Genomic DNA, 24,446 nt, shown 5'->3' with positions numbered 1-24,446 from the left:
ATGCCCGAATCGAATGGGACTCTGAGCGTGGTCGTCGCCGGGGGAGGCACCGCCGGCCACATCGAGCCGGCACTGGCCGTCGCCGAGGCGCTGGTGGAACGGCACGGCGCCGCGGTGACCGCGCTGGGAACCCCACGCGGCCTGGAACGCGACCTCGTCCCCGCCCGCGGATTCGACCTCCGCTTCATCGATCCGGTGCCCGTGCCGCGCCGCCCCAGCGTCGACCTGCTCAAGCTGCCTTTCCGGGTGGTCGCGGCGGTTCGCCAGGCGCGGGGCATCCTCCGGGAGGTCAAGGCTGACGCCCTGATCGGCTTCGGCGGCTACGTGGCAGCGCCCGCCTACCTGGCGGCCCGCTCGCTGGGCATCCCCTTCTTCGTCCACGAGGCCAACGCCCGCGCGGGCATGGCCAACAAGCTGGGCGCGCGGCTCGGCGGCACCGCCTTCAACGCGGTGTCCGGTTCCGGCATGCCCGGCCGGGTCGTGGGCATCCCGGTCCGGTCCGCCCTGCGCGGCGGCGACACCCACGCCGCGGCCGAACGCGGCCGTGAGCAGTGGGGGCTCGCCCCCGACCGGAAGACCCTGCTGGTCACCGGCGGATCCCAGGGCGCGGTCAACCTGAACGAGGCGGTGGCGGAAGCCGTCGGCACGCTCGCCGGGGAAGGATTCCAGGTGCTGCACGCCTACGGCAAGCGCAACACCGCCCCCGCCCCGCACGAGCACTACGTCGCCCTGCCCTACATCGAGGACATGGCCGCGGCTTATGCACTCGCCGACCTCATCGTGTGCCGTTCCGGTGCGATGACCGTCGCCGAGGTCACCGCCTCCGGCCTGCCGGCCGTGTACGTCCCCCTGCCCCACGGCAACGGCGAACAGGCGCTCAACGCCACCGGCGTCGTGGCGGCGGGCGCAGCCAGACTCGTCGACGACGCGGAACTGAACCCCGAGCGCCTGGTCGCCGAGGTCAGCGAGATCCTCGGCGACGACGAGCTGCTGGCCGCCATGCGCGCCGCCGCCCGCGGACACTCCGCCGGCGACGCCGCGGCGCAGATCGCCGACGCCATCATCCACCACACACACCCAGGAGCCTGAAGTCCGTGACCGACTCTGTTGACCTCTCCCGTGTCCACCTCATCGGCATCGGCGGCTCCGGCATGTCCGGCGTCGCCCGGATCCTCCTCGACCGGGGTGCGGTGGTCACCGGTTCCGACGTCAAGGACTCGCGCCCCGTCCGGGCGCTGCGTTCCGCCGGGGCGCACGTCGCCGTGGGCCACCAGGCCGAGAACCTGACCCTGGCCGGCGAGCCGCCGACGGTGGTCGTCGTCTCCTTCGCCGCCATCCCGGAGGACAACCCGGAGCTGGTCGCCGCTGCGGAACTGGGCATCCCGGTGATCCGCCGCTCGGACCTCCTCGGCGAGCTCATGGCCGGGCACCGCCAGGTGCTCTTCGCCGGCACGCACGGCAAGACCTCCTCCACCTCGATGGCGGTGGCGGCCATGCAGGCCGCCGGCATGGATCCCAGCTTCGCCATCGGCGGGCAGCTCAACCGTTCGGGCACCAACGCCCACCACGGCACCGGCGAGAGCTTCGTCGCCGAGGCGGACGAGTCCGACGCCTCCCTGCTGCGGTACTCCCCGGACATCGCGGTGGTGACCAACATCGAGCCGGACCACCTGGACTACTTCGGCACCGCGCAGGCCTACCACCAGGTCTTCGACGACTTCGCCGACCGCATCTCCGCGGACGGCCACCTGGTGGTCTGCCTCGACGACGTCCACGCCGCGGCCCTCGGCGAGCGCTGCCTCGCCCGGGGCGTCCGGGTCCTCGGGTACGGCACCACCGCCGCCGCAGAGCTGCACCCGCAGATTCCCGTGGGCGCGGAGATACTCAGCTCCGAGGTCACCGACGGGGGTTCGCTCGCGCAGGTGCGCCTGGGTTCCACCGACCTCTCCGTCACCCTGCAGATCCCGGGTCACCACATGGTGCTCAACGGGGCGGGAGCGCTGCTGGCCGGCCATCTCGCGGGCGGCGATCTCACACTGCTCGCGGAGGGGCTGAGCGACTTCAACGGCGTGCGGCGCCGTTTCGAGTACCGCGGCACCGCCGGCGGCGTTCGGGTCTACGACGACTACGCGCACCACCCGACGGAGGTGACCGCCGTGCTGCAGGCCGCCCGCCAGAAGGTCGAGGCGGAGGGGGAGGGCGCGCGCGTCGCCGTCGTGTTCCAGCCCCACCTGTACTCGCGCACCATCGAGTTCGCCGAGGAGTTCGCGGCGGCGCTGTCGCTTGCCGACGCCGCCGTGGTCCTCGACATCTACGGCGCCCGGGAAAAGCCCGTCGAGGGCGTGAGCTCCCGGATCATCACCGACTCGATGACCGCGGAGACGGTCGCCTACGAGCCTGATTTCTCCCGCGCGCCGGAAACCGTCCGGGCCCTGGTCAAGGAGGGGGACCTGGTGCTCACCATGGGCGCCGGCGACGTCACCCTGCTGGCCGGCGAGATCCTGGCCGCCCTGGCGGAGTGATGTCGCGCAAGAGGGTCCTCCGGGCGGGGGCGGCGCTTCTCGTCGTGCTCGTGCTGGTGGTCGGCCTGCTCTGGGTGTTCCCCGTCCTGCGGGTCTCCGCCTTCGAGGTAACGGGCAACGCCCGTACCCCGGAGGAGCTGGTCGTCGAGGCGACCGGCGTGGCGGAGGGCGACAACCTCGTCCGCGTCGACGCCGGCCGGGCGGCGGCCGGGGTGGCGCAACTGCCCTGGGCGCGCAGCGCCACCGTGTCCCGCGGCTGGCCGGGCACCCTCAAGGTGGAGGTCACCGAGCGCCGTGCGGTCCTGTTCACGCGGGAGGCCGACGGCGAGCACCTCATCGACGGGGAAGGCGTCCCCTTCGTCATCGACGTCCCGCCCGAGGACGCCGTGGAGGTGACCGGCGAAGTGGAGTCCTACGGCCCCGTCGCCGACGTGATCACCGCCCTGCCGGAGGACATCCGCGTCCTGGTGTCGTCGGTGGACGTGCCGGGACCCCGGGAACTGACCCTCCGGCTGACGGATGGGCGGACGGTCTACTGGGGGGCGTCGGAAAGCAACCACGACAAGGCGCTCGCGGTGCAGACCGTCCTCCAGCGCGAGGGGCAGCACTGGAACGTGTCGAACCCCGCGATGGTCACCGTGCGTTAAAACCGCACGTCAACAACCTTAAAGTTGAGGTTGAGACTATGGACACGCCGCCCGAATGTCCCCCGAATTCAGCGGCCCGTGGCCCATGATGGATACAACCTCGTTCACGAATCAACCCACTCCCCGAAAGGCGCGGCCAGAACCCATGACCTCACCGAACAACTACCTCGCCGTCATCAAGGTCGTCGGCGTCGGCGGCGGCGGAGTCAACGCCGTCAACCGCATGATCGAAGAGGGTCTGAAGGGTGTCGAGTTCGTCGCCATCAACACGGACTCCCAGGCGCTGCTCTTCTCCGACGCGGACACCAAGCTCGACATCGGCCGCGAGGCCACCCGCGGCCTGGGCGCCGGCGCCAACCCGGAGGTCGGCCGCACGTCCGCCGAGGACCACAAGTCGGAGATCGAGGAGACCCTCAAGGGCGCCGACATGGTGTTCGTCACCGCCGGTGAGGGAGGCGGTACCGGAACCGGCGCCGCGCCGGTCGTCGCGGGCATCGCGAAGAAGCTCGGCGCCCTGACCGTCGGCGTCGTGACCAAGCCCTTCAAGTTCGAGGGCCCGCGCCGCACCCGCCAGGCGGAGTCCGGCATCGAGGAACTGCGCCAGGTCTGCGACACCCTCATCGTCATCCCGAACGACCGTCTGCTGCAGCTCGGCGACTCCTCCCTCTCCATGATGGAGGCCTTCCGCGCGGCCGACGAGGTGCTCCACAACGGCGTCCAGGGCATCACCAATCTCATCGTCACCCCCGGCGTGATCAACGTCGACTTCGCGGACGTCCGCTCCGTGATGTCCGACGCGGGTTCCGCCCTCATGGGCGTGGGTTCGGCGCGCGGCGACAACCGTGTGATGGACGCGACCATGCAGGCCATCAATTCCCCGCTGCTCGAATCCACCATGGAGGGCGCGAAGGGCCTGCTGCTGTCCGTCGCAGGCGCCTCCGACCTCGGCCTCATGGAGGTCAACGAAGCCATGAGCATCGTGCAGGAGAAGGGCGACGAGGACGCCAACATCATCTTCGGCACGATCATCGACGACAACCTCGGCGACGAGGTCCGCGTGACCATCATCGCCACCGGTTTCGACGCCGCGAAGAACAACCCGCCGGCCGCCGCCCCCGCCGCCCCGGCGGAGAACCCCGTCCCGGCCCCGGAGGAGACCGCCCGCGGCCGTCTCTTCGAGGACCGTGAGAAGGCCCCGGAGGAGCCCGCCCGCCACCAGCAGCGCAGCTCCGGGCTGTTCACCACCCCCCGCCCGGAACGCAGGGAGCGCAACGACCGCCACGACGACGATCTCGATGTGCCCGACTTCCTGCGCTAACCTCTAGGGCATGTCCCTGCGCAACGAGAACGAGGCTTCCCGCCCCGTCCGCATGGTGTTCACCACCCGTGCGGGCGGGGCGTCGTCGTCCCCCTACGAATCCTTCAACCTGGGCGACCACGTCGGCGACGACCCCGCAGCCGTCGCCGCCAACCGGGCCCGGCTCGCCGGGGTGCTCGGCCTGGCCCCGGACGACATCGTCTGGATGGAACAGGTCCACTCCAACAACGTGGCGGTCGTGCCCGGCCCCGTCGAGGCGACGGACGCCGTGGTGACCACCCGGCGGGGCCTGGCCCTGGCGGTGCTCACCGCCGACTGCGTGCCGGTGCTGCTCGCCGACCACGTCAACGGCGTCGTCGCGGCCGCGCACGCCGGACGGATGGGGGCCCGCAACGGCATCATCCCGCGCACCGTGGCCGCAATGGTCGAACTGGGTGCCACCCCCGTTACTATCCAGGTGCTGCTCGGCCCGGCAGCCTCCGGGCGGCGCTATGAGGTGCCCGCGGAGATGGCCGCGGACGTCGAGAAGCATCTTCCCGGCTCGCGCACGCGCACGGAGCAGGGCACGACCGGCATCGACGTGCGCGCCGGCCTGGTGCGGCAGCTGATGGGGCTGGGGGTCACCCACATCGAGGCCGACCCGCGCTGCACCATCGAGGACACCGACTTCTTCTCCTACCGCCGTGAGGGGAAGACGGGGCGTCAGGCGGGGCTGGTGTGGCTGCCGTGACCAGGACCGATGAACTGCGCGCCAACCTGGCCGACGTCCGCGCGCGCATCGACGCCGCCGCCACCGCCGCCGGCCGCGATCCCGCCGGCGTCCGGCTCCTGCCCGTGACCAAGTTCCACCCGGCCTCCGACGTGGAGATTCTCGTGGAGCTGGGTGCCCCCGACGTCGCGGAAAACCGGGAACAGGAGGCCCGCGGGAAGGCGGCCGAGGTACCCGCCGCCCGCATCCACATGATCGGGCAGATCCAGACGAAGAAGGCGAACTCCGTCGCCCGGTGGGCGGCCAGCGTCCACTCCGTGGATTCCGTCCGCCTGGCGCAGGCGCTCGACCGGGGCATGGCCCTGGCCCTGGAGCGGGGGGAGCGGTCCGACTCTCCGCTGCCGGTCTACCTGCAGCTTTCCGCCGACGGGGATCCCGCCCGAGGGGGCGTTGCCGAAGGTGACCTCGACGAACTCGTGGACACCGTCGAAGCTGCCGGGCACCTCCGGCTCGACGGCCTCATGGTGGTCCCGCCGCTGGGTGCGGACCCCGCCGACGTCTTCGCCCGGGCCAAGCTGCTGTGCGATGAACTGGCCGGGCGGCTCGGCCGCGCAATGGAGTTGTCGGCCGGCATGTCCGGCGATCTGGAGGACGCCGTGGCGCAGGGCTCGGACATCGTGCGTGTCGGTACTGGTGTGCTCGGCGCCCGACCGTTACCCTAGGGAACAACAGACGTCGAAACGCCCGTGTCAGCTGCGCAAACGGGATATGTCCCGGGAGGATAAACCATATGTCCATCATAAGGAACGCCAAGGAGTTCTTCGGCCTCACTCCGGTCGACATGGAGCACGAGGACGCCTACTACGAGGACGACCGCCAGTACCGCTCCAGCGGCTCCGCCGCCTACGCGCCTGCACCCGCCGCCGCGCCGACCCGCGACTGGGATTACCAGGAGCGCCCCCGCTACACCGAGCCCAAGCTGGTCGCCGTCGAGGTGACCACCTACAACCAGGCCGCCGACATCGGCGAGCCCTTCCGCGACGGCGACGCCGTGGTTTTCGACCTCTCCCGCATGGAGCCCGGTGACAACAAGCGCATCGTCGATTTCGCCGCCGGACTCTGCTTCGCTCTGCGCGGCCGGATGGTCAACGTGTCCAAGCACGTCGAGACCGACCGCAGGGTTTTCGCCATCACCCCCGAAGGCTCGAACTTCAGCCAGATTGAGCTGGAGCGCGCCGCGGGCCTGCGCTGATCCTCTTTCCCGGCGGGGCGCCTGCCTTTCAGGGGACTGAACCAGTAGGCTCGGATCTCGTGAGTCTCCTCGGTTCAGTCCTCTATGTCGTTCTCCAGATCTTCGTTCTCATCCTCATCGCGCGGATCGTGATCGAGATGATCCAGTCGTTCTCGCGGAATTTCCAGCCCCCGCGCTGGTTCATCTACATCGCGGAGCCGCTGTTCATGATCACCGACCCGCCGGTCAAGGCCCTGCGCCGGGTGATTCCGCCGCTGCGGCTGGGCAATGTTTCGCTCGACATGTCCGTTATCGTGCTGTTCATCATTCTTTCGGTCCTGCGGGCCATTGTCGTCCAAGTGTTCTTGGCCTGAGTGGCAGCGAAGCTGAACCTCCGCTAAACATTTAGAGTGTCCGGCGTCCGGAGGGCCCCTCCCGGGGTTACACTTGACCGAGCATCCAACGTACGATTAATAGATAACAACTTCGTGTGGTTCGCACCGCACCGGCCTTACGGGCCACCACAAACTCGAAGGGAACGCCAATGCCGCTGACACCAGCTGATGTGCACAACGTCGCTTTCAGTAAGCCGCCGATCGGCAAGCGGGGTTACAACGAGGATGAGGTCGACCAGTTTCTCGACCTCGTCGAGGACACCCTCGCCCAGCTCCAGGACGACAACGATGACCTTCGCGCACGCGTCGAGGACGGCGGCGCCCCCGCCGCCGGCGGCGTCGACAAGGCCGCCCTCCGCAAGGAGATCGAGGCCAAGCTGCGCGGAGAGTACGAAACCAAGCTGAGCGAGGCCCGCAAGGCCACGGAGAAGGCCGAGGCCGAGGCCAAGGCCGCCAAGGCTGAGCTGCAGAAGGCCAAGGCTGACGCGGACAAGGCACGTTCCGAGGCGGAGGCAGCGAAGAAGCAGCAGCCCGCCACGGCTGTGGCTGCGGTCCCGGCCTCTTCCCAGGCTTCGGGTGCGGCCTCCGCCGACACCCACATGCAGGCCGCCAAGGTCCTGGGCCTCGCCCAGGAGATGGCCGACCGCCTCACCTCCGAGGCGCAGGCCGAGTCCAAGTCGATGCTCGACGAGGCACGCTCCGCCGCCGAGGGTCAGCTCTCCGACGCCGACACCAAGGCGAAGGCCCAGCTCTCCGACGCCGACACCAAGGCGAAGGCCCAGCTCGCGGAGGCCGCGAAGCGCGCCGACCAGCAGATCGCGGAGGCCGACAACAAGGCCAAGGCGCTCCTCGCCGACGCGGAGAAGCGCGCCGAGGAGACCACCAACCAGGCGAACTCCCGCGCTGAGGCCCAGATCCGCCAGGCCGAGGAGAAGGCCAACGCCCTGCAGGCCGACGCCGAGCGCAAGCACACGGAGATCATGGCCACTGTCAAGCAGCAGCAGACGGCCCTGGAGACCCGCATCAGCGAGCTGCGCGTCTACGAGCGCGAGTACCGCACCCGCCTCAAGACCCTGCTCCAGTCCCAGCTGGACGAGCTGGAGTCCCGCGGCTCCGCCGCACCGAACGCGGACGCCGGCAAGCAGAACTAGCCGCCCCGTTTCCCGGAACTCCCCGCCATCCGGCGGGGAGTTCTTGCGTTGAGGTATAGTGTCCACTCAGAAGCGACGATCCGGCCATCACCGGGGAGCATCCGGAAGAACAGCGTCGAGCGCCCAGTAGAACCGGACGGGTGGGACCGTGAGATACCTTCATCACGAACGAAGTGGGGCGCGCGGACGCGTGCCCAAGCAGGGTGGTACCGCGCAGCAGATGCGTCCCTGCAGGCCATCCGTCAGTCGTGAGTGAAGGAAGTCCAGTGTCCGAGCAGAAGAGAACCGCCGTCGGCGGTGTCTACCCCAAAGTTGACCTGACCAGCGGTTCCACCCGCTTCCCCGACATGGAACGCAACGTCCTGGACTACTGGCGGGAGGACGGCACCTTCCAGGCCTCCCTCGACCAGCGCGAGGGCAGCGACGAATACGTCTTCTACGACGGCCCGCCTTTCGCGAACGGCCTGCCGCACTACGGGCACCTGCTCACCGGCTATGTCAAGGACATCATCCCGCGCTACCGCACCATGGCCGGCTACCACGTGCCGCGCGTGTTCGGCTGGGACACCCACGGCCTGCCCGCGGAGCTCGAGGCGGAGAAGCAGCTCGGCATCACGGACAAGGGTCAGATCGAGGACATGGGTCTGGCCAAGTTCAACGAGTACTGCGCCACCTCCGTCCTGCAGTACACGGAGGAGTGGAAGGAGTACGTCACCCGCCAGGCCCGCTGGGTGGACTTCGACAACGGCTACAAGACCATGGACCTGACCTACATGGAGTCTGTGATCTGGGCCTTCAAGGAGCTCTACGACAAGGGTCTGATCTACCAGGGCTTCCGCGTTCTGCCGTACTCCTGGGCAGAGCACACCCCGCTGTCCAACCAGGAGACCCGCCTCGACGACTCCTACAAGATGCGGCAGGACCCGGCCCTGACGGTGACCTTCCCCGTCAACGGCGCCCGCCCGGGCACCGCGGCCGAGCGGACCCTCGCCGACCACCCCGAGCTCGCCGACGCCGCCGCCCTCGCCTGGACCACCACGCCCTGGACCCTGCCCTCCAACTCAGCCCTGGCCGTCCACCCCGAGGTCAACTACTCGCTGGTCAAGACCGGGGGAGAGTCTGAGTTCGCCGGCCGGACCCTGCTGATCGCCGAGAACCTCGTGGGCAACTACGCCAAGGAGTTCGGCGGGGACCACGAGGTCGCCGCCACGTTCACCGGCGCCCAGCTCGTCGGCCTGAGCTACGAGCCGATCTTCGGCTTCTTCCCGGACCTGACCAACGGTTTCCAGGTCCTCGCCGCCGACTACGTCACCACCGAGGACGGCACCGGCATCGTCCACCAGGCCCCCGCCTTCGGCGAGGACGACATGAACGCCTGCAAGGCCCTGGGCATCGAGCTGGTCATCCCGGTCGACATGGACGGCAAGTTCACCGAGCAGGCTGCCCCCTACGCCGGCCAGCTCGTCTTCGACGCGAACAAGGACATCATCCGCGACCTCAAGGCCGCCGGCCGGGTGTTCCGCCACGAGACCATCGAGCACTCCTACCCGCACTCGTGGCGTTCGGGGCAGCCGCTGATCTACATGGCGCTGCCGTCCTGGTTCGTCAACGTCACCGAGATCCGTGACCGCATGGTCGAGCTCAACCACGAAGAGATCGAGTGGATGCCGGAGCACATCCGCGACGGCCAGTTCGGCAAGTGGCTCGAGGGCGCCCGCGACTGGAACATCTCCCGATCCCGCTACTGGGGCTCGCCGATCCCGGTGTGGGTCTCCGACGACGACGCCTACCCGCGTATCGACGTCTACGGCTCCCTCGACGAGCTCGAGGCTGATTTCGGCGTCCGTCCCGCCTCGCTGCACCGCCCCTACATCGACGAGCTGACCCGCCCCAACCCGGATGACCCGACCGGAAAGTCGACGATGCGCCGCGTCCCGGACGTCCTCGACGTCTGGTTCGACTCCGGCTCCATGCCCTTCGCCCAGTTCCACTACCCTTTCGAGAACAAGGAGTGGTTCGAGTCCCACGCGCCGGCGGACTTCATCGTCGAGTACATCGGCCAGACCCGCGGCTGGTTCTACCTGTTGCACGTCCTGTCCGTCGGCCTCTTCGACCGGCCGGCCTTCAACAAGGTCGTCGCCCACGGCATCGTCCTCGGCGACGACGGCCTGAAGATGTCCAAGTCCAAGGGCAACTACCCCAACGTCAACGAAGTCTTCGACCGTGACGGCTCCGACGCCATGCGCTGGTTCCTCATGTCCTCGCCCATCCTGCGCGGCGGAAACCTCATCGTCACCGAGCAGGGCATCCGCGAGGGCGTGCGCCAGGCGATGCTGCCGATGTGGAACGCCTACACCTTCCTGCAGCTCTACTCCTCGAAGCCGGCCGAATGGTCAGTCGACTCCACTGACGTGCTCGACCGGTACATCCTGGCCAAGCTGCACGACCTGGTCGCGGACGTCGACAAGTCGCTGGCGGCCGCCGAGATCGCCGACGCCACCGACGCGGTCCGCCAGTTCGCCGACGCCCTGACCAACTGGTACGTGCGCCGCTCCCGCGACCGGTTCTGGGCCGGCGACACCGAGTACCCGGAGGCCTTCAACACCCTCTACACCGTGCTCGAGGTCCTCACCCGCGTCTCCGCTCCGCTGCTGCCCATGCTCTCCGAGGTCATATGGCGGGGCCTGACCGGGGAGCGCTCCGTCCACCTGGCGGACTTCCCCTCCGCAGACCAGATCCCGGCCGACGCAGCCCTGGTCGCCGCCATGGACGCCACCCGCGGGGTCTGCTCCGCGGCCTCATCGGTCCGCAAGTCGCACAAGTTGCGCAACCGCCTGCCGCTGCCGACGCTGACGGTCGCGCTTCCCGACTCCGCCCAGCTCGCCGATTTCGCCCCCATCATCCGGGACGAGGTCAACGTGAAGAACGTCGATCTGACCAGCGACGTCGACTCCGTCGGAACGTTCGAGGTCGTCGTCAACGCCAAGGTCGCCGGCCCCCGCCTCGGCCGCGACGTCCAGCGCGTGATCAAGGCGGTCAAGGCAGGAAACTACGAGCGGGTCGGCGAGAACGTCGTTGCCGACGGCATCGAGCTCAACCCGGGGGAGTACACCGAGCGCCTCGTCGCCGCCAACCCGGATTCCACCGCTCGTATCGACGGCCTCGACGGCCTCGTCGTCCTGGACATGGAACTCACCGAGGAACTTGAGGCCGAGGGCTGGGCAGCCGACGTCATCCGCGGCCTCCAGGACGCCCGCAAGGCAGCCGGCCTGGAGGTCTCCGACCGGATCACCGTCGTCCTGTCCGTCCCCGCAGACAAGCAGGAGTGGGCCGAACGCCACCGCGGACTCATCGCCGGCGAGGTGCTCGCCCTGGAACTCGACGTCACCACCGGGGAGCTGGACGGCGAAGCCCACGACGTCGTCAAGGGAACGAAGGCGACGGTGACAAAGGCAGCCGCCTGATGCGTGCCGCCCCGGCGGTGATGATCGCCTCCTCGCTCAGCCTCTATGCGGGCGCGGCGGTGGCGGTCGGATTGTTCGACCAGTTCCCGCCGGTCGTCGTCGCGTGGTTGCGCATCGCTGCCGCGGCGCTCATTCTCCTGGTGCTCCATCGTCCCGGCCCCCGGTCCTTCACCCGGCAGGCGGTCGGGTACGGCGTCGCCACGCTCGGGATGAACATGACCTTCTACGAGGCCATCGCGCGGCTCCCCCTGGGAACCGCCGTGGCCGTCGAGTTCCTCGGCCCGGTGCTCGTCGCCGCGGTGGGGTCCCGTTCGGTGCGCGACTGGCTGGCCCTCGCGCTCGCCGCCGTCGGCGTGGTGACCATCTCCGGGGCGGTGTGGTCGACTGCCGCCACCGGCCTTCTGTTCGCGCTGGCCGCCGGCGCCATGTGGGCGATCTACATCGTGGTCGGTTCCCGCATCGTCGGCGGGACGGACGACCCGCGCGCCGCGATGACCGTCGGTTTCACGTCTGCCTCCGTCCTTTCCCTGCCTCTCGTCTGGCTGATGTGGCCGGAGAACGTCACCATGCCCGGCACGCAGCTGCTCGGCCTCGCCCTCGGCCTGGGGGTGCTGTCCGCGGTGATCCCGTATTCCCTCGACCAGGTGGTCATGCGGATGGCGGGCCCGGCGGGCTTCGCGCTGCTGCAGGCTCTGCTGCCCGCGAGCGCGGCGGTCCTCGGTGCGATCATGCTCGGCCAGCTCCTCAGCATCGCGGAGGTGCTCGGCATCGTCCTCGTCATCGCCGCCATCGTCCTGCGGCGTCCGGCAGGATGAGTGCCATGCAGCGCTGGGTCCTCCACATCGACATGGACGCCTTCTACGCGTCCGTCGAACAGCTGACCCGGCCCACCCTGCGGGGCCGGCCGGTGCTGGTCGCCGGCGTGTCCGGCAGGGGAGTGGTCGCGGGCGCCAGTTACGAGGCCCGCAAGTTCGGCGCCCGCTCCGCCATGCCCACCCAGCAGGCCGCCCGCCTGGTCGGTTACTCTGCCGTCCTGGTGACGCCCCGCAGGGCGGTGTACGAGGCGGCGTCGAGACGCGTCTTCCAGTTGATCGCCTCCAGGGTCGACATCGTGGAGCAGCTGTCCATTGACGAGGCCTTCATGGAACCCGCTGAGCTCGCCGGCGCCACCGAGGCGGAGGTCACCCGCTGGGCTGATGACCTGCGGGCCCTCATCCGGGAGGAGACGGGCCTGCCCTCGTCGATCGGGGCGGGCTCCGGGAAACAGTACGCCAAGATCGCGTCCGGCCACGCCAAACCGGCCGGCACGTTCGTCATCCCGGGGGACCGTCAACTGGAGATCCTTCATCCGATGCCGGTGTCCGAGCTCTGGGGGGTCGGCCCCGTCACCGGGGCCAAACTCGCCCAGATCGGCGTGCAGACCATCGGCGACCTGGCGAATCTGAGCGAACGCGAGGTCGCGATCTCTCTCGGCGGCGCCACCGGAACCCAGCTGTGGAACCTCGCCCGCGGGATCGACGACCGGCCCGTCGCCCCCCGGGCCGAGGCGAAGCAGATCTCCGCCGAGCACACGTACCTCCGGGACCTCACCACGCACGCGGATGTCGACGCCGCCGTCACCCGCGCCGCAGAGGCCGCCCACCGTCGCCTGCTTCTCGACGGCCGCGGCTCCCGCACCGTCACCGTCAAACTCAAGATGGCGGACTTCCGGATCGAGTCCCGTTCCGCGACCCTGCCCTACGCCACCGACGATCCCGAGACGCTCCGGGCCACCGCTCTGCGGCTGGTCCGTTACCCGGAGGAAGTGGGGCCCATCCGGTTGGTGGGGGTCAGCTACTCCGGCCTGGAATCCGCGCGCCAGGACGTGCTCTTCCCGGAGCTCGACCGGCAGATCGCCTCCGCCGCCGACGACGATTTCGAGAGCGGTGTGAGCGACCACGTGGAAGAACCGGCCGTCCCGGAAACCAGCGAACCGGGGTGGCGGGCGACCCAGGATGTCCACCATCCGGAGTTCGGGCACGGCTGGGTGCAGGGGGCGGGGCACGGCATTGTGTCGGTGCGCTTCGAGACGCGTGCCACCGGCCCCGGCTTCACCCGCACCTTCCCGGTCGATGATCCGGATCTTCGGCCGGCAGATCCGCTGGCCAGCCTCGCCTGGGAGGACTGACTCACTTCGGCGGCCAGTGGAAGGCCGTCGGTGTCGATTCCTGCTTCGGTTTCGGTTCCGGTGGGGCCGCTTCGGCCTGCCGGGCGGCGGCGGACTCCTGGCGGCGTGCCCGGCGCTGGCTGAAGGTCTGGACCCAGTGTTTCTCGGCCGGCGCCAACGGGCCGGTGGCCCGGTCGACGGCGTAGGTGCCGTCACTGAAGTGCCAATAGACGTCACCGGTGATGTGGTCCAGCAGGTAGACGGCCTGCACGTCTGTTTTGCGGTTGTGGTGGTGGGGACACAGCGACACGAGGTTGCAGGGTGAGGTCGGGCCTTCGGGCCAGTTGACACGGTGGTCCGGCTGGGACCAGCGGGCGGAGTTGTTGCAGTCCGGCCAGCGGCAGATCCAGTCCCGGCCGATCAGGTAGGCCCGCATGTAGGTGGTGGGCCGGTACCCGGCGACCTCCGTGTCCCTGGCCGGGTCGATGTCCTGCGTGGTGGTGGCCAGACCGGACAGGACGCCGGCGGCTTCCGGGGTGAGCATTCCCGCGGCCGGGTGGTAGACGGGGGCGCCGTCGACGTCCCGGGCCCGGTAGAGGTTGAGCGTCACTGTGGTGGAGGTGTTGCCGAGCAGGAGGTCGGCCATGGCACGGGCCCGGGAGGTGTCGTTGCTCCGGGCCGCCTGGGTCACAGCATCGTGGATGAGGCTGCCCGTGGCCTGGTCGAGGGTGAGTTCGAATCGCAGGTCGCCGTTGGCCAGGGTGTCCAGGAAGTACTCCTCCGGTCCAGAGTCCGGGTCCGCAGCGTCGGATGACTCCTCCGGGTCCTCGGGGATCTGGAGCATGCGGATGACCCCCAGGATGACCCGCCTGATGTCGGCGGCGGAGGGCAGCAGCTGCTGGGGCCGGCTGGGGGTGAAGCGGCAGACCAGCTCCTCGTCCAGCAGCCGCCAGTAGCGGGGATCGTGGTAGAGGTCGGAGTTCGCCCCGGCGGCCGCCTTGTCGATGACCGCCAGCCGGTACATGTCCAGCAGGGGGCGCGCTTCGAGCATCGCTTTGAGGGAGGGCAGCCGGTCGAGGGTCTGCATGGCGTCGAGGTTGGCGGTGAGGTGGCGTTTGCTCATCCCGGTGGAACGGGAGAGCCGGGCGGCGAGGCTGGTCCAGTCCTGCGGGGTGTCGTGGTCGTAGGTGACGGGAAGACAGGAACGCCAGAAATCCAGGTCGGCGGCGACAGCTCTCAGGCGGGCGGCTGCGACGGGGTCGGCGGGGTTGTGGATGGCCCAGGAAGCGGGAACGGCGGTCAAGGGACAGGCACCTCCTCACGAGGCGGGTCTCGTTCTTGTGTTCGATAATCAACCTAGAACACGGACCCGACATGGGGGTGGTCGGCGGGGGAGGGTGGCCTATATCAGCAGGTCACTGACGTTTCTTCCGGTAGCCAACGCCGCGATGAGTGCCATCCGGGCCTGCCCCGCCCGCAGGTGGCCCGCACCGACCGCGCCGTGGGAACCCAGGGTCGCGCCGCCCCCGCCGCCCCCGTAGGCGAGGGTGACTGCACCGGCGGGGACGCGGGTCGTGACAACTACGGGGACGCCCGCCTCAAGCGCGTCGATCACGCCCGCGCCCATGTCCGGACCGATGTTGCCGGACCCCAGGGCCTCGACGACGAGGCCGTGGGCGCCGGCGGCGAGGGCGGCGTCGACAAGCGAGCGGTCGGCGCCCGGCCAGGCCGCCAGGACAGGGACGTGGATGCCGGCGAGCGGAGCGGCCGGGACCGGTGCGGGGCGGGGTGCTTCCCGCGGGACGGTGGAGATGAAGCCGTCGAGATCGGAGGTGTGCCGCTTGACGGCGCCCCGGGCGGGGATGGTCCAGCCGCCGAAAGAAATGAGGACCCCCTGGCGGCGGGAGAGCGGGTCGGAGGCGAGACGGATGGCGTCGAGGAGGTTGCCGGGGCCGTCGGAGGCGGGGTGGTCGAAGGCGCGCTGCGACCCGGTGAGCACGACGGGGCGGTCGTCGGCGTGGAAGCAGTCGAGCGCGAAGGCGGTGTCCTCCATGGAGTCGGTGCCGTGGGTGACCACCACCCCGTCGACGTCCGGGGAGGAGAGGGCCTCGTCGACGGCGGCGATGAGCGCGTCGATGTCCGCCAGGGTGATGGCGGAGGAATCGAGCCTGGTCAGCTCCCGGACGGTGACGTCGTGGGGGTCGGGGACGGCGTCGAGAAGCTCCTGGCCGGTGACCGTCGGACGCAGGGTCCCGGAGTCGTCCGTGGTGCAGGCGATGGTGCCGCCGGTGGTCAGCAACGCTATGCGGGTCATGGAACCACGATGCCACAGGAAGGGCCGCGGGGAAATGCTGTCACAAATACATAACGTGTACGATCGGATCGGATGAGGGCACCGGAATCCCCAGACCGCAGGTGCCCCGAACTGAGGAGAGTTTTTCCGTGAAGCTGACCAAGATCACCGCGATCACCGCCGCGTTCGGTGCCGCCCTGGCGCTGACGGCCTGCAGCTCCGACGAGGGCACCGGCACCGCCGCCACCACCGCGACCACCGGGGCGAGCGCCGAGTCCAGCACCGTCGCGGCGCCCGCGCTGCCCACCGCAGACGAGCTCAACGCAATTCTGGCCCGGGCCACCGACCCCAACGTCCCGCTGGAGGAGAAGGTCAACACCGTCCAGGGCGGCGAGGAAGCCCCCGAACTCTTCGAGGTCATGTCGGCTTCCCAGGCAGAGTCCGGCGCGCAGTTCCAGGTGGTCAACCCGGTGCTCCCGGGCTACACCCCGGATTCCGTGCTGGCCTCGGTCAACTTCATCCTCCCGGAGAATGAGGCCCAGCCGGCAGAGAACGTCGAGTTCATCTACCAGGACGAGACCTGGAAGTTGTCCCAGTCCTGGGCCTGCACCCTGATCACCAACACGGTCGCCCCGGAACAGGTGCCGCAGATGTGCCTGGACTTCTCGCAGACCCCGGAGTCCGAGCCGGCAGCTTAGCCTAGTCGTCCCACCGGCCCGGCAGCGTGAGAACCTTGCCGCGGCCGTTGGTGCGCACGGCCCACCGGCGGCGGATCCACCGGTCGTGGGTGGCCAGGAGCACCGTGCCGGGGAATTCCTCCAGCGCCTCCTCCAGTTCCTCCGCGAGGGCGAGGGAGAGGTGGTTGGTGGGCTCGTCGAGAAGCAGGATGTCCGGCGGGGAGGCCAGGATGACTCCCAGCGAGACCCTCCTGCGTTGACCCAGCGACAGCTCGCCCAGGGGGCGGGCGGCGGTTTCCTCGTTCATCAGGCCCATGTCGACGAGGGTGGGGGAGTTCGGCGGAACCAGCGCCGCGAAGATCTCCCCGGCGGGGGTGTCCAGGTCGGTCCATTCGTCGTCCTGACTGAGCCGGGTGATGCGGACCTCCTCCGGGATGCGCAAGAGGCCCTCGGTGACCTGCAGCTTTCCGTCGATCGCTTTGAGGAACGTCGATTTCCCCGAACCGTTCGGCCCCTCGATGAGCCAGTGGTCGCCGGGCTGGATGGTCACGGTCAACGGACCCAGCCGGTCGTCCACCCACAGGTCCCGCGCCACCACCGCGGGTTCGCCGAGGGAGGCCAGGGTGGTGTGTTCCGGGATGCCGTGGAACTTCAGGCGGGCGGGCGGCGGGGGCAGCTCGTCGCGTTCCAGCGCCTCGAGCCGGCCGCGGGCGGAGCGCAGCCGGTTACCGAGCGTCTTCGCCGCACGGTCGGCGTAGAACTTCGCCGAGGTCCGCACCTCCGACTTGGACACGTCCCGGTGGAAGATGTCCGATTCGCCCTGGTCCGTGGCCTTCTCCAGGCGTGCGCGCTCGTGCTCCTGGGCCACGTAGAGTTCCGCCCACCGGCGGCGGATGTCCTCGCGCGCCAACAAGTAGTCGGTGAAGGAACCGGTGAACACGGTGCCCTGCCGGGTGGCTTCGCCGGCGCCGCCCTCCGGGCCGAGTCCCGCGTCGAGGTCGACGAGCGAGTCGGCGGCCCGGTCCAGGAAGAAGCGGTCGTGGCTGGCGACCAGCACGGGGCCGCGGAACTCCTTGAGCTCGGAGATGAGGAAGTCCACGCCCTCGTCGTCGAGGTGGTTGGTCGGTTCATCGAGCACCATGGCGTCCACGGGGCGCAGCAGGAGCGCGGCCAGCGCGAATCGGCGCCTCTGGCCGCCGGACATCTCGCCGAGCCGCGTCTCCAGCGGGACCTTCGCCAGGCCGAGGCCGGCCAGCACCGTCGCGATGCGCGAATCCAGCTCCCACACGCCCGACTGCTCCGCCGTGGCCAGCGCCGCGTCGAATGCGTCGGCGAGCTCCGGCTCGTCCCCCAGGCGGGAGGAGAGGTCGCCGATCTGCTTCTCGACGTCCCGCAGCTCCGACACCGCCGCATCGATCACCTCGGAAGCGGGGGAGGAGAACGGCAGCTGCGTCTCCTGCTCGATGAAGCCCGTGACGGGTGGGGTGGTGATGACTCCGACGTCCGGTTCCAGGACGCCCGCGACCAGCTGCAGGAGCGTCGACTTCCCCGAGCCGTTCTCACCGATCAGGCCGGTCACGTGTTCCGAAGGCACGGCGAAGGTGATGTCGGTGAGCACCCGCCGCACGGACCCCGGGTAGGTGAAGCTCACACCGTCGAATTTCAGGTGGTGGGGGGAAGCCATGATGGTTCCTTAACTGTCGGTGAAGGCCAGGGAGGTGGTGGTGTCCTGGACCACGCGGACGTCGGACTCCGCTCCGCCGTAGACGACGCGGGTGGTGTACGACACGCGGCCGTCGACCGGGAGCGGGTGCCCCAGGTCGACGGTGAGGGCACCTTCGCTGGTGGTGTTGGAGTTGAGCACGTTGAGGGACTGGCCGTCCTCCATCGTCAGGGCGCCGATGGCGGGGCGCTGCTGGACATCGACGTCGAGTTCGACGCGGTCGCCGTCGACAGCGGTGATCGAGTACGTGGTGGTCTGCAGGAGGGTCGCTTCACCCGTCACCCGGGAATCCACCGACCAGGTCGCACCGGGGCCGACCGCCTCAGCCGGGAACACGACGGGCATGGACAGCAGCTTCATCAGGGCCTGCTCAACCTCGGAACGGCCCTCGTCGGTCGCGTCCTTCGGGGCGGCCAGGCGCACGGTCGACACCTGGCCGTCGTCCTCGCCGCGCCACCCCAGCAGGAAGCCTTCGGCCGAACGGATGTCGTCGGTCAGCTCCAGGTTGCTGCTCGACGGCTGGCCGACCCGGAATTCCACATCGCGCGAGGCGTCGCGCTCGTCTTCGGCGGGCTCCCCGGCGGCGGTGGCGGCACCCGTGAGGGGGACGGTGAGCCGTTCGACGTCGCCGCCCGCGGGGGCCTGGACGTCCACCGCGTCGGCCTGCATGAGTGTCTGGTTCAACCCTTCGGCCACCTCGACCTCGAGGGACTGCTCCGCGGCGTCGACATCCCGGTAGGTGAGCACGCGCTCGCCGGTGCCGGTGGTCTGCACGGTGACCCGCGAGGCGTCGACGGGCAGGCCGACGGCCGGCTCGATGGACGGGTCGGACTGCTCGGCCGAGCAGGCGGTGAGGGTCAGAGCGGCCGCCGCGGCGACCAGAATTCGGGAGAACTGCACCTCATCAAGGTTACCTGAGGTGGACCTCGACGGGCCGGTTGGGGAATGATGGGGGCCGTGAGCACGAGAACCCCGAGACCATCCGACAGGTACGTCACCTTAATGGCGTTGATCGTTCTTGGGGTGGCGGCCGTCGACCAGGCCACCAAGGCGGTCATGTTGTCCTGGTTGGAGCCCGGCGTGCCGGTGCCCGTCATCGGGGACTGGTTCCGTTTCTTCCTCCTCTTCAACCCCGGCGCGGCCTTCTCCATGGGGGAGAACTCCACCTGGCTGTTCACCACCATCCAGCTGACGTTCGTGGTCGTCATCGCGGTCGCGGCGCCGAAGATCCGCGACCGGGGATCGGCTGTCGGGCTGGCGTTGATCGCCGGCGGCGCCCTGGGCAACCTCATCGACCGACTCTTCCGGGAACCCGGTTTCTGGTTCGGCCACGTGGTGGACTTCATCTCCGTGGGCGGTTTCGCGGTGTTCAACCTGGCGGACTCCGCCATCACTGTCGGCGTGGTGGTCTTCGTCATCGCCATGTTCGCCGACGAACGCCGGAAGGTGGAGGCATGAGCCGCGAGACCCGTAACCTCCCCGTCCCGGAGGGCCTGGCCGGCATGCGTGTCGACGCCGCCCTCTCCCGCCTCCTCGGCCTCTCCCGCACCGTCGCCGCCGATCTCGCAGCCGACGGCGACGTACTTGTCGACGGCCGTGAGGTCGGCAAGTCCGACCGCCTCATCGAAGGCACGTGGTTGGAGGTGACCCTCCCCGCACCCACCTCCCCGGTGCTGCCCCGGGCGGAGCACATCGAGGGCATGGACATCCTCTATTCCGACGACGACATCATCGCCGTGAACAAGCCGGTGGGTGTCGCCGCGCACCCGACCGTCGGCTGGGACGGGCCCAGCGTCATCGGCGGTCTGGCGGCCGCGGGTTTCCGCATCTCCACCTCCGGCCCGCCGGAGCGCAAGGGCATCGTGCAACGCCTCGACGTCGGCACGTCCGGCGTCATGGTCGTCGCCGCCTCCGAGCGCGGGTACACCGTGCTCAAGAACGCCTTCCGCGACCGCACGGTGACAAAGGTCTACCACGCCCTGGTCCAGGGCCATCCCGACCCGTTCACGGGCACCATCGACGCCCCCATCGGGCGGCACCCCTCCGCCGGCTGGCGCTTCGCGGTGACCACCGGCGGCAAGGCCGCCGTCACCCACTACAAGACGATCGAGGCCTTCCGCGAGGCCACCCTCCTCGAGGTCAACCTGGAGACCGGCCGCACCCACCAGATCCGCGTGCACATGTCAGCCATCGGGCACCCCTGCGTCGGCGACCCCATGTACGGCTCCGACCCCAACCTGGCGGAGCGGCTCGGGCTGATCCGCCAGTGGCTCCACGCCGTCCGCATCGGATTCCAGCATCCGCGCACCGGCGAGTACATGGAGATCGAGGCGCCGTACCCGGCCGACCTCGCCCATGCGCTCGAGGTGATCCGGTGATCGGACGCGTTCTCGGTGTCCTGGCCGCCGTGGCCCTCGCCGGGGCCCTCGTGTTCGCCTACGTCGACGACGCCACCCACCGGCCCGTCGCGCCCCAGGGCGACATGCTGGGGACGGAGTCGGGGGAGAGCTTCTCCTCATACGTGCAGCGTGCCGGAGCGTCGCTCGCCGAGGCGGACGAGACCGCCTACGCGCTCGTCACCTTCGCCGGGCCGCTGGACCCCGCTGAGGCGGCCGCTGTCCTCGAGCCGGTGGACCGGGTCAACGCCATGATCGTCGCGCTGGCAGCCCCCTTCCCGCTACCCGAACCTGTCGCCGGCGAGACCCGCAGGGACGTCTTCGAGCGCGAACTCGGCCGCATCGCCGATTCACTGGTGGGAGTGCCCTCCCCCGAGCGTATTGACGCCGTCGTCGTCCGCGACGAAGGCGACGTCCTGCGTGCCGTCGCCTCCCAGCCGGAGGTCGCCGCCGTTGAAGTTCTTCCCCCCGACGCCGCCTGGGGACGCTTCGGGGTCAGACCCGTCGAGACGCCCGCCGGGTGAGATCGAAGAGGTAGATCGCCACCGCGATCCAGATGATGATGAAACCCGCCCAGCGCGCGGGGGAGAGGTACTCCTGGGTGACGAACAGCGCCCAGAGCATCTGCATCGTCGGGGTGAGGTACTGGATCATGCCGATGGTCGACAACGGCAGCTGCTTCGCGGCCTTGCCGAACAGCAGCAGGGGGAGGGTGGTGATCAGGCCGGCGACCACCAGCAGGGCGGCGTGTCCCGGGCCCTCCGTGAAGAACGTCCCCCGGCCCGTGAACTCGAGCCAGAGGAGGAACCCCAGCGCCAGGGGCGCCACGACGAGGGTTTCGGCGGTGAGGGAAGCGGCCGCGGAGACCTTGACCTGCTTCTTCACCAGGCCGTAGAAGCCGAAGGAGAGAGCCATGCCGATGGCCATCACCGGGGCCTGTCCGGACAGGAAGGTCAGCTGGATGACACCCGCCGCCGCGACGGCCACCGCGGTGAGCTGGAAGCGGTTGAGCCGCTCGCGCAGGAAGAGGACGGCGAGCAGCACGGAAAGCAGCGGGTTGATGAAATAACCCAGCGCTGCGTCGGCGACGTGGTTGCTGTTGACCGCCAGGACGTAGATTCCCCAGTTCGTGGAGATGAGCACCCCGGCCGCGATGAGCTGGAGCCAGGTCCGCCCCGAGGCGCGGCGGAGCTCGCCCCATCCCCGCAGCGCCGTAAGGGCCGCCGCCATGATCACCGCGGTCCACAACACGCGGTGCGCGAGAATCTCCACTGGGCCGGCGGGCAGCAGCAGCGGGAAGAACGCCGGGAAGAGACCCCACAGCAGGTAGGCGAGCAATCCGTAGACCATGGGGAGCCAGCCTAGCCCCCGCTAGGATGACGGGAAGACACCAGCAGGAAGGACCGCGCTGTGACGCAGGAAGATCCCCGCCCCTGGGAAGCTGCCGCCGTCACCCTCGCGGTGATCCAGTTCGGCACCTTCTTCAGCTCCCCCGACAGCCCGCTTCTCCGGGAGCGGGAGCCGGTCGAACCGAGCTTGCGGATGACCATGGCTGAGGCCTACGGCGACCAGTACTCGGAATTCGCCGTCGTCTGCCCCGGTGAAACCCACGAGGACCGCCTCGTCCCCAGCTCGCGCAATCTGCTTCTCCTGCGGACCCCGGACGGGCGTGTGGAGGAGCAGTGGCTGCGCCGGGAGGTGGTGGAGTTCTGCGCCGACGACCAGCCCGGGTTCGACTTCCGCCCGGTCGATGATTCCCTGCTGCTGGACTACGACGAGGAGGTGGGGCGTTGGCGGCTGGTCAGGAGCGCCGGGCCCCTGGGCTGAAGACACGGGGATTTGCGGCTCCGACACCTGGTGCAGTCGAGCACCGACATCGGGATGCCGGAAGTCCCTGTCTCATCAGGTGTGTCCGTTCTGGCGGGGGATTCCAGGGTGCTGCCCTACGGTAGGTCCGGATGCCGCATCGGTGCTCAACACAGGCGTAGGTGCATCTGCCTGGACGCTTATCCTCGTTCCCTGTGGTGGGATTGGGCTCAGAGCTAATCGGAGGTAGACTCCGCTTAGAGGATGTGGAGGACAGATGCCAGAACCCCGGCCCATGAGGGCGGATGCCCGCAAGAACTACCAAGCGCTGGTCGAGGTGGCACGCCACCACCTGACGAGCCAGGGGGTCACCACTTCCCTGGAGGCCATCGCCCGCGAGGCTGGCGTCGGCGTGGGCACCCTCTACCGGCATTTCCCCGACCGCGACCACCTCATCCTCGCCGCCCTCAATGCCCAGGGCGAGGCGCTGCGGGCTGTCTCCGCCGGCATTCGTGAATCCATGCCCGAAGTCGCCCGGTTGGACCGGTGGCTAGCTGAGGTGGAGAAGTACCTCAGTTCCTACCAGGGCCTGCCGGATTCGATCGCGCAGGCCCTGGAGCGCGGGGGCAAAAGCCCGCTGGCCATCACCTGCCAGGAGATCATTGCCATCACCGATGAATTCCTCGCCGACGCGCAACGCCGCGGCAGCGTCCGGTCCGAGGTAACCGGCCAGGCACTGTTCGAGACCGCCCTCATGGTCGCCTGGTTGGGTTCCCAGCTGCCGCACCAGGATCGCGGCCCCGAGGGAGTGCGCGGCATCCTCCGTCACGGATACCGGGCATAGAAACCTACCTGTATGTCCCGTGGTCCGGAACACAACCCCTCGAACGGATTCCGTTCGAGGGCAACGAAAAGTAAGGAAAATCTGATTTGTCTATTCCCCTGAACATTCTTGATCTGGTCTCCATCTCCGAGGGCGCCACCGCCCGGGAGGCCATCGCCGCCTCGATGGAATCCGCCCGTCTCGCCGATGAGCTGGGCTACCGCCGGCTCTGGTTCGCCGAGCACCACAACACCCCGAATCTGGCTTCCAGTGCCACCGCGTTGCTGATCTCCCAGGCGGCTTCCGTGACCGGGCGCATCCGCGTGGGTTCCGGCGGGGTGATGCTGCCCAACCACGCTCCGCTGATGGTGGCGGAGCAGTACGGCACCCTGGCCAACATGCACGGGAACCGGATCGATCTCGGCCTGGGGCGGGCTCCGGGCACGGACAGAATGACCGCGCAGGCCCTGAGCCGGTCCTCGGCCGAGCCGCAGGCCTTCGCCCAGAGCATCTATGACCTGCAGGGCTGGTTCAGCGACACCGGCTCCGCGCACAGCACGCCGATCGTCTCCGCAGCGTCGGCGGGGACGCAGGTGCCCGTCTGGGTGCTCGGTTCGACCGTCAACGGCGCCTCCATTGCCGGGCAGCTGGGGCTGCCGTTCTCCCTGGCCTCGCATTTCGCCCCGGACCAGATCGATCAGGCCCTCGAGGTGTACCGGGAGACGTTCACCACCGAGGCTCCCACCGCCCAGATCGACGAACCTTACGTGATGGCCGGCATCAATGTCATGGTCGCCGACACCGACGAGGAGGCCGAGCGGGAGTTCACGGTCATCGAGCAGATGTTCCTGGACATCCAGCAGGGCCAGTCCCGGAAGCTCCAGCCCCCCGTCGATCCGCAGACGCTCATGGGGCAGGACGCCCGCGACAGGTCCATGCTGCGGATCAAGGCCGTAGGCTCGCCGCAGACGGCGAAGAGGAAGATGGAGGAGTTCGTGGAGCGCACCGGCGTCGACGAGTTGATCACCGTCACCTACGCGTACGACCCGGCTGTGCGGGAGCGTTCCCTGCGGCTGCTGGCCGACGCCTGGTTCTGAGCAGGAGGCGGCTCGCCCCGCCGAGGCGCGGGCGCTGAGCACTCCTCG

General features: G+C 69.3%; 24 protein-coding genes. 19 read left to right on the top strand and 5 right to left on the bottom strand.

The window, feature by feature from the left end; genetic code table 11:
- The 12 genes from murG (at position 1) to B840_RS08205 (ending at position 13,604) form a co-directional block, all read left to right on the top strand.
- Positions 1–1,089 carry an undecaprenyldiphospho-muramoylpentapeptide beta-N-acetylglucosaminyltransferase gene (murG, locus tag B840_RS08260; RefSeq protein WP_042621762.1) on the top strand — a complete coding sequence of 363 codons (1,089 nt, stop codon included), beginning with the start codon at positions 1–3 and terminating at the stop codon, positions 1,087–1,089.
- A gap of 5 nt (positions 1,090–1,094) precedes the next feature.
- Positions 1,095–2,522, top strand: a complete 1,428-nt coding sequence (gene murC, locus B840_RS08255) for a UDP-N-acetylmuramate--L-alanine ligase (protein ID WP_042621761.1) — start codon at positions 1,095–1,097, stop codon at positions 2,520–2,522.
- Positions 2,522–3,169, top strand: coding sequence for a cell division protein FtsQ/DivIB (locus B840_RS08250; RefSeq protein WP_042621760.1), 648 nt, complete (start codon positions 2,522–2,524; stop codon positions 3,167–3,169). The genes murC and B840_RS08250 overlap by 1 nt, the downstream gene beginning before the upstream one ends.
- 145 nt (positions 3,170–3,314) lie before the next feature.
- Positions 3,315–4,487: a cell division protein FtsZ gene (ftsZ, locus tag B840_RS08245; RefSeq protein ID WP_042621759.1), complete on the top strand. Its 1,173-nt coding sequence runs from the start codon at positions 3,315–3,317 to the stop codon at positions 4,485–4,487.
- A gap of 10 nt (positions 4,488–4,497) precedes the next feature.
- Positions 4,498–5,217 (top strand): peptidoglycan editing factor PgeF, encoded by a 720-nt coding sequence (gene pgeF, locus B840_RS08240; protein ID WP_042621758.1) that lies wholly within the window; start codon positions 4,498–4,500, stop codon positions 5,215–5,217.
- Complete coding sequence (locus tag B840_RS08235; RefSeq protein ID WP_042621757.1) at positions 5,214–5,918, top strand: YggS family pyridoxal phosphate-dependent enzyme; 705 nt, start codon at positions 5,214–5,216, stop codon at positions 5,916–5,918. Before pgeF ends, B840_RS08235 begins: the two co-directional genes overlap by 4 nt.
- Before the next feature lie 68 nt (positions 5,919–5,986).
- Positions 5,987–6,448, top strand: a complete 462-nt coding sequence (locus B840_RS08230) for a cell division protein SepF (RefSeq protein ID WP_042621756.1) — start codon at positions 5,987–5,989, stop codon at positions 6,446–6,448.
- 59 nt (positions 6,449–6,507) lie between these two features.
- Positions 6,508–6,801 (top strand): YggT family protein, encoded by a 294-nt coding sequence (locus B840_RS08225; protein WP_042621755.1) that lies wholly within the window; start codon positions 6,508–6,510, stop codon positions 6,799–6,801.
- A 170-nt stretch (positions 6,802–6,971) separates the two neighbouring features.
- On the top strand, positions 6,972–7,973 hold the full coding sequence (locus B840_RS08220) for a DivIVA domain-containing protein (protein ID WP_042621754.1): 1,002 nt from the start codon (positions 6,972–6,974) through the stop codon (positions 7,971–7,973).
- Positions 7,974–8,239: 266 nt separating this feature from the next.
- Positions 8,240–11,437 (top strand): isoleucine--tRNA ligase, encoded by a 3,198-nt coding sequence (gene ileS, locus B840_RS08215; RefSeq protein WP_042621753.1) that lies wholly within the window; start codon positions 8,240–8,242, stop codon positions 11,435–11,437.
- Positions 11,437–12,252 carry an EamA family transporter gene (locus tag B840_RS08210; RefSeq protein ID WP_042621752.1) on the top strand — a complete coding sequence of 272 codons (816 nt, stop codon included), beginning with the start codon at positions 11,437–11,439 and terminating at the stop codon, positions 12,250–12,252. Before ileS ends, B840_RS08210 begins: the two co-directional genes overlap by 1 nt.
- Positions 12,253–12,257: 5 nt before the next feature.
- On the top strand, positions 12,258–13,604 hold the full coding sequence (locus tag B840_RS08205; protein WP_042621751.1) for a DNA polymerase IV: 1,347 nt from the start codon (positions 12,258–12,260) through the stop codon (positions 13,602–13,604).
- A 1-nt stretch (position 13,605) separates the two neighbouring features.
- Here the strand turns inward: B840_RS08205 and B840_RS08200 are convergent, their stop codons facing one another.
- Positions 13,606–14,886, bottom strand: coding sequence for an HNH endonuclease signature motif containing protein (locus tag B840_RS08200; protein ID WP_042621750.1), 1,281 nt, complete (start codon positions 14,884–14,886; stop codon positions 13,606–13,608).
- A 99-nt stretch (positions 14,887–14,985) separates the two neighbouring features.
- Positions 14,986–15,897: an asparaginase gene (locus B840_RS08195; protein ID WP_042621749.1), complete on the bottom strand. Its 912-nt coding sequence runs from the start codon at positions 15,895–15,897 to the stop codon at positions 14,986–14,988.
- 128 nt (positions 15,898–16,025) lie between these two features.
- Between B840_RS08195 and B840_RS08190 the strand changes: the two genes are divergently transcribed.
- Positions 16,026–16,574: a WKL family lipoprotein gene (locus B840_RS08190; RefSeq protein ID WP_042621748.1), complete on the top strand. Its 549-nt coding sequence runs from the start codon at positions 16,026–16,028 to the stop codon at positions 16,572–16,574.
- A 1-nt stretch (position 16,575) separates the two neighbouring features.
- Here the strand turns inward: B840_RS08190 and B840_RS08185 are convergent, their stop codons facing one another.
- Complete coding sequence (locus B840_RS08185) at positions 16,576–18,237, bottom strand: ABC-F family ATP-binding cassette domain-containing protein (RefSeq protein ID WP_042621747.1); 1,662 nt, start codon at positions 18,235–18,237, stop codon at positions 16,576–16,578.
- Positions 18,238–18,246: 9 nt separating this feature from the next.
- Positions 18,247–19,176: a hypothetical protein gene (locus B840_RS08180; protein ID WP_042621746.1), complete on the bottom strand. Its 930-nt coding sequence runs from the start codon at positions 19,174–19,176 to the stop codon at positions 18,247–18,249.
- A gap of 102 nt (positions 19,177–19,278) precedes the next feature.
- Here B840_RS08180 and lspA point away from each other — a divergent pair, with 102 nt between their 5' ends.
- From lspA to B840_RS08165, 3 genes are read left to right on the top strand one after another with little or no spacing between them, the layout of a single operon-like run.
- Positions 19,279–19,734 (top strand): signal peptidase II, encoded by a 456-nt coding sequence (gene lspA, locus B840_RS08175; protein WP_042621745.1) that lies wholly within the window; start codon positions 19,279–19,281, stop codon positions 19,732–19,734.
- On the top strand, positions 19,731–20,654 hold the full coding sequence (locus tag B840_RS08170; protein WP_042621744.1) for an RluA family pseudouridine synthase: 924 nt from the start codon (positions 19,731–19,733) through the stop codon (positions 20,652–20,654). Before lspA ends, B840_RS08170 begins: the two co-directional genes overlap by 4 nt.
- Positions 20,651–21,196 carry a hypothetical protein gene (locus tag B840_RS08165; protein ID WP_042621743.1) on the top strand — a complete coding sequence of 182 codons (546 nt, stop codon included), beginning with the start codon at positions 20,651–20,653 and terminating at the stop codon, positions 21,194–21,196. Before B840_RS08170 ends, B840_RS08165 begins: the two co-directional genes overlap by 4 nt.
- Here B840_RS08165 and rarD read toward each other — a convergent pair.
- Complete coding sequence (gene rarD / locus B840_RS08160; RefSeq protein WP_042621742.1) at positions 21,168–22,022, bottom strand: EamA family transporter RarD; 855 nt, start codon at positions 22,020–22,022, stop codon at positions 21,168–21,170. The genes B840_RS08165 and rarD overlap by 29 nt on opposite strands.
- A 60-nt stretch (positions 22,023–22,082) precedes the next feature.
- Here rarD and B840_RS08155 point away from each other — a divergent pair, with 60 nt between their 5' ends.
- The 3 genes from B840_RS08155 to B840_RS08145 all read left to right on the top strand — a co-directional run bounded on the left by B840_RS08155 (position 22,083) and on the right by B840_RS08145 (position 24,398).
- Positions 22,083–22,499, top strand: a complete 417-nt coding sequence (locus B840_RS08155) for a hypothetical protein (RefSeq protein WP_042621741.1) — start codon at positions 22,083–22,085, stop codon at positions 22,497–22,499.
- Positions 22,500–22,773: 274 nt separating this feature from the next.
- Positions 22,774–23,322, top strand: coding sequence for a TetR/AcrR family transcriptional regulator (locus tag B840_RS08150; protein WP_169745267.1), 549 nt, complete (start codon positions 22,774–22,776; stop codon positions 23,320–23,322).
- 86 nt (positions 23,323–23,408) lie between these two features.
- The gene (locus B840_RS08145; RefSeq protein ID WP_042621739.1) at positions 23,409–24,398 is read left to right on the top strand and encodes an LLM class flavin-dependent oxidoreductase; all 990 of its coding nucleotides are present in this window, start codon (positions 23,409–23,411) and stop codon (positions 24,396–24,398) included.
- Positions 24,399–24,446: the final 48 nt, after the last annotated feature.

This window comes from Corynebacterium marinum DSM 44953 (assembly GCF_000835165.1).
Lineage (GTDB): Bacteria > Actinomycetota > Actinomycetes > Mycobacteriales > Mycobacteriaceae > Corynebacterium > Corynebacterium marinum.
The sequence above is the reverse complement of the archived record's forward strand: the minus strand, read 5'-3'. Positions and strand labels throughout refer to the sequence as shown.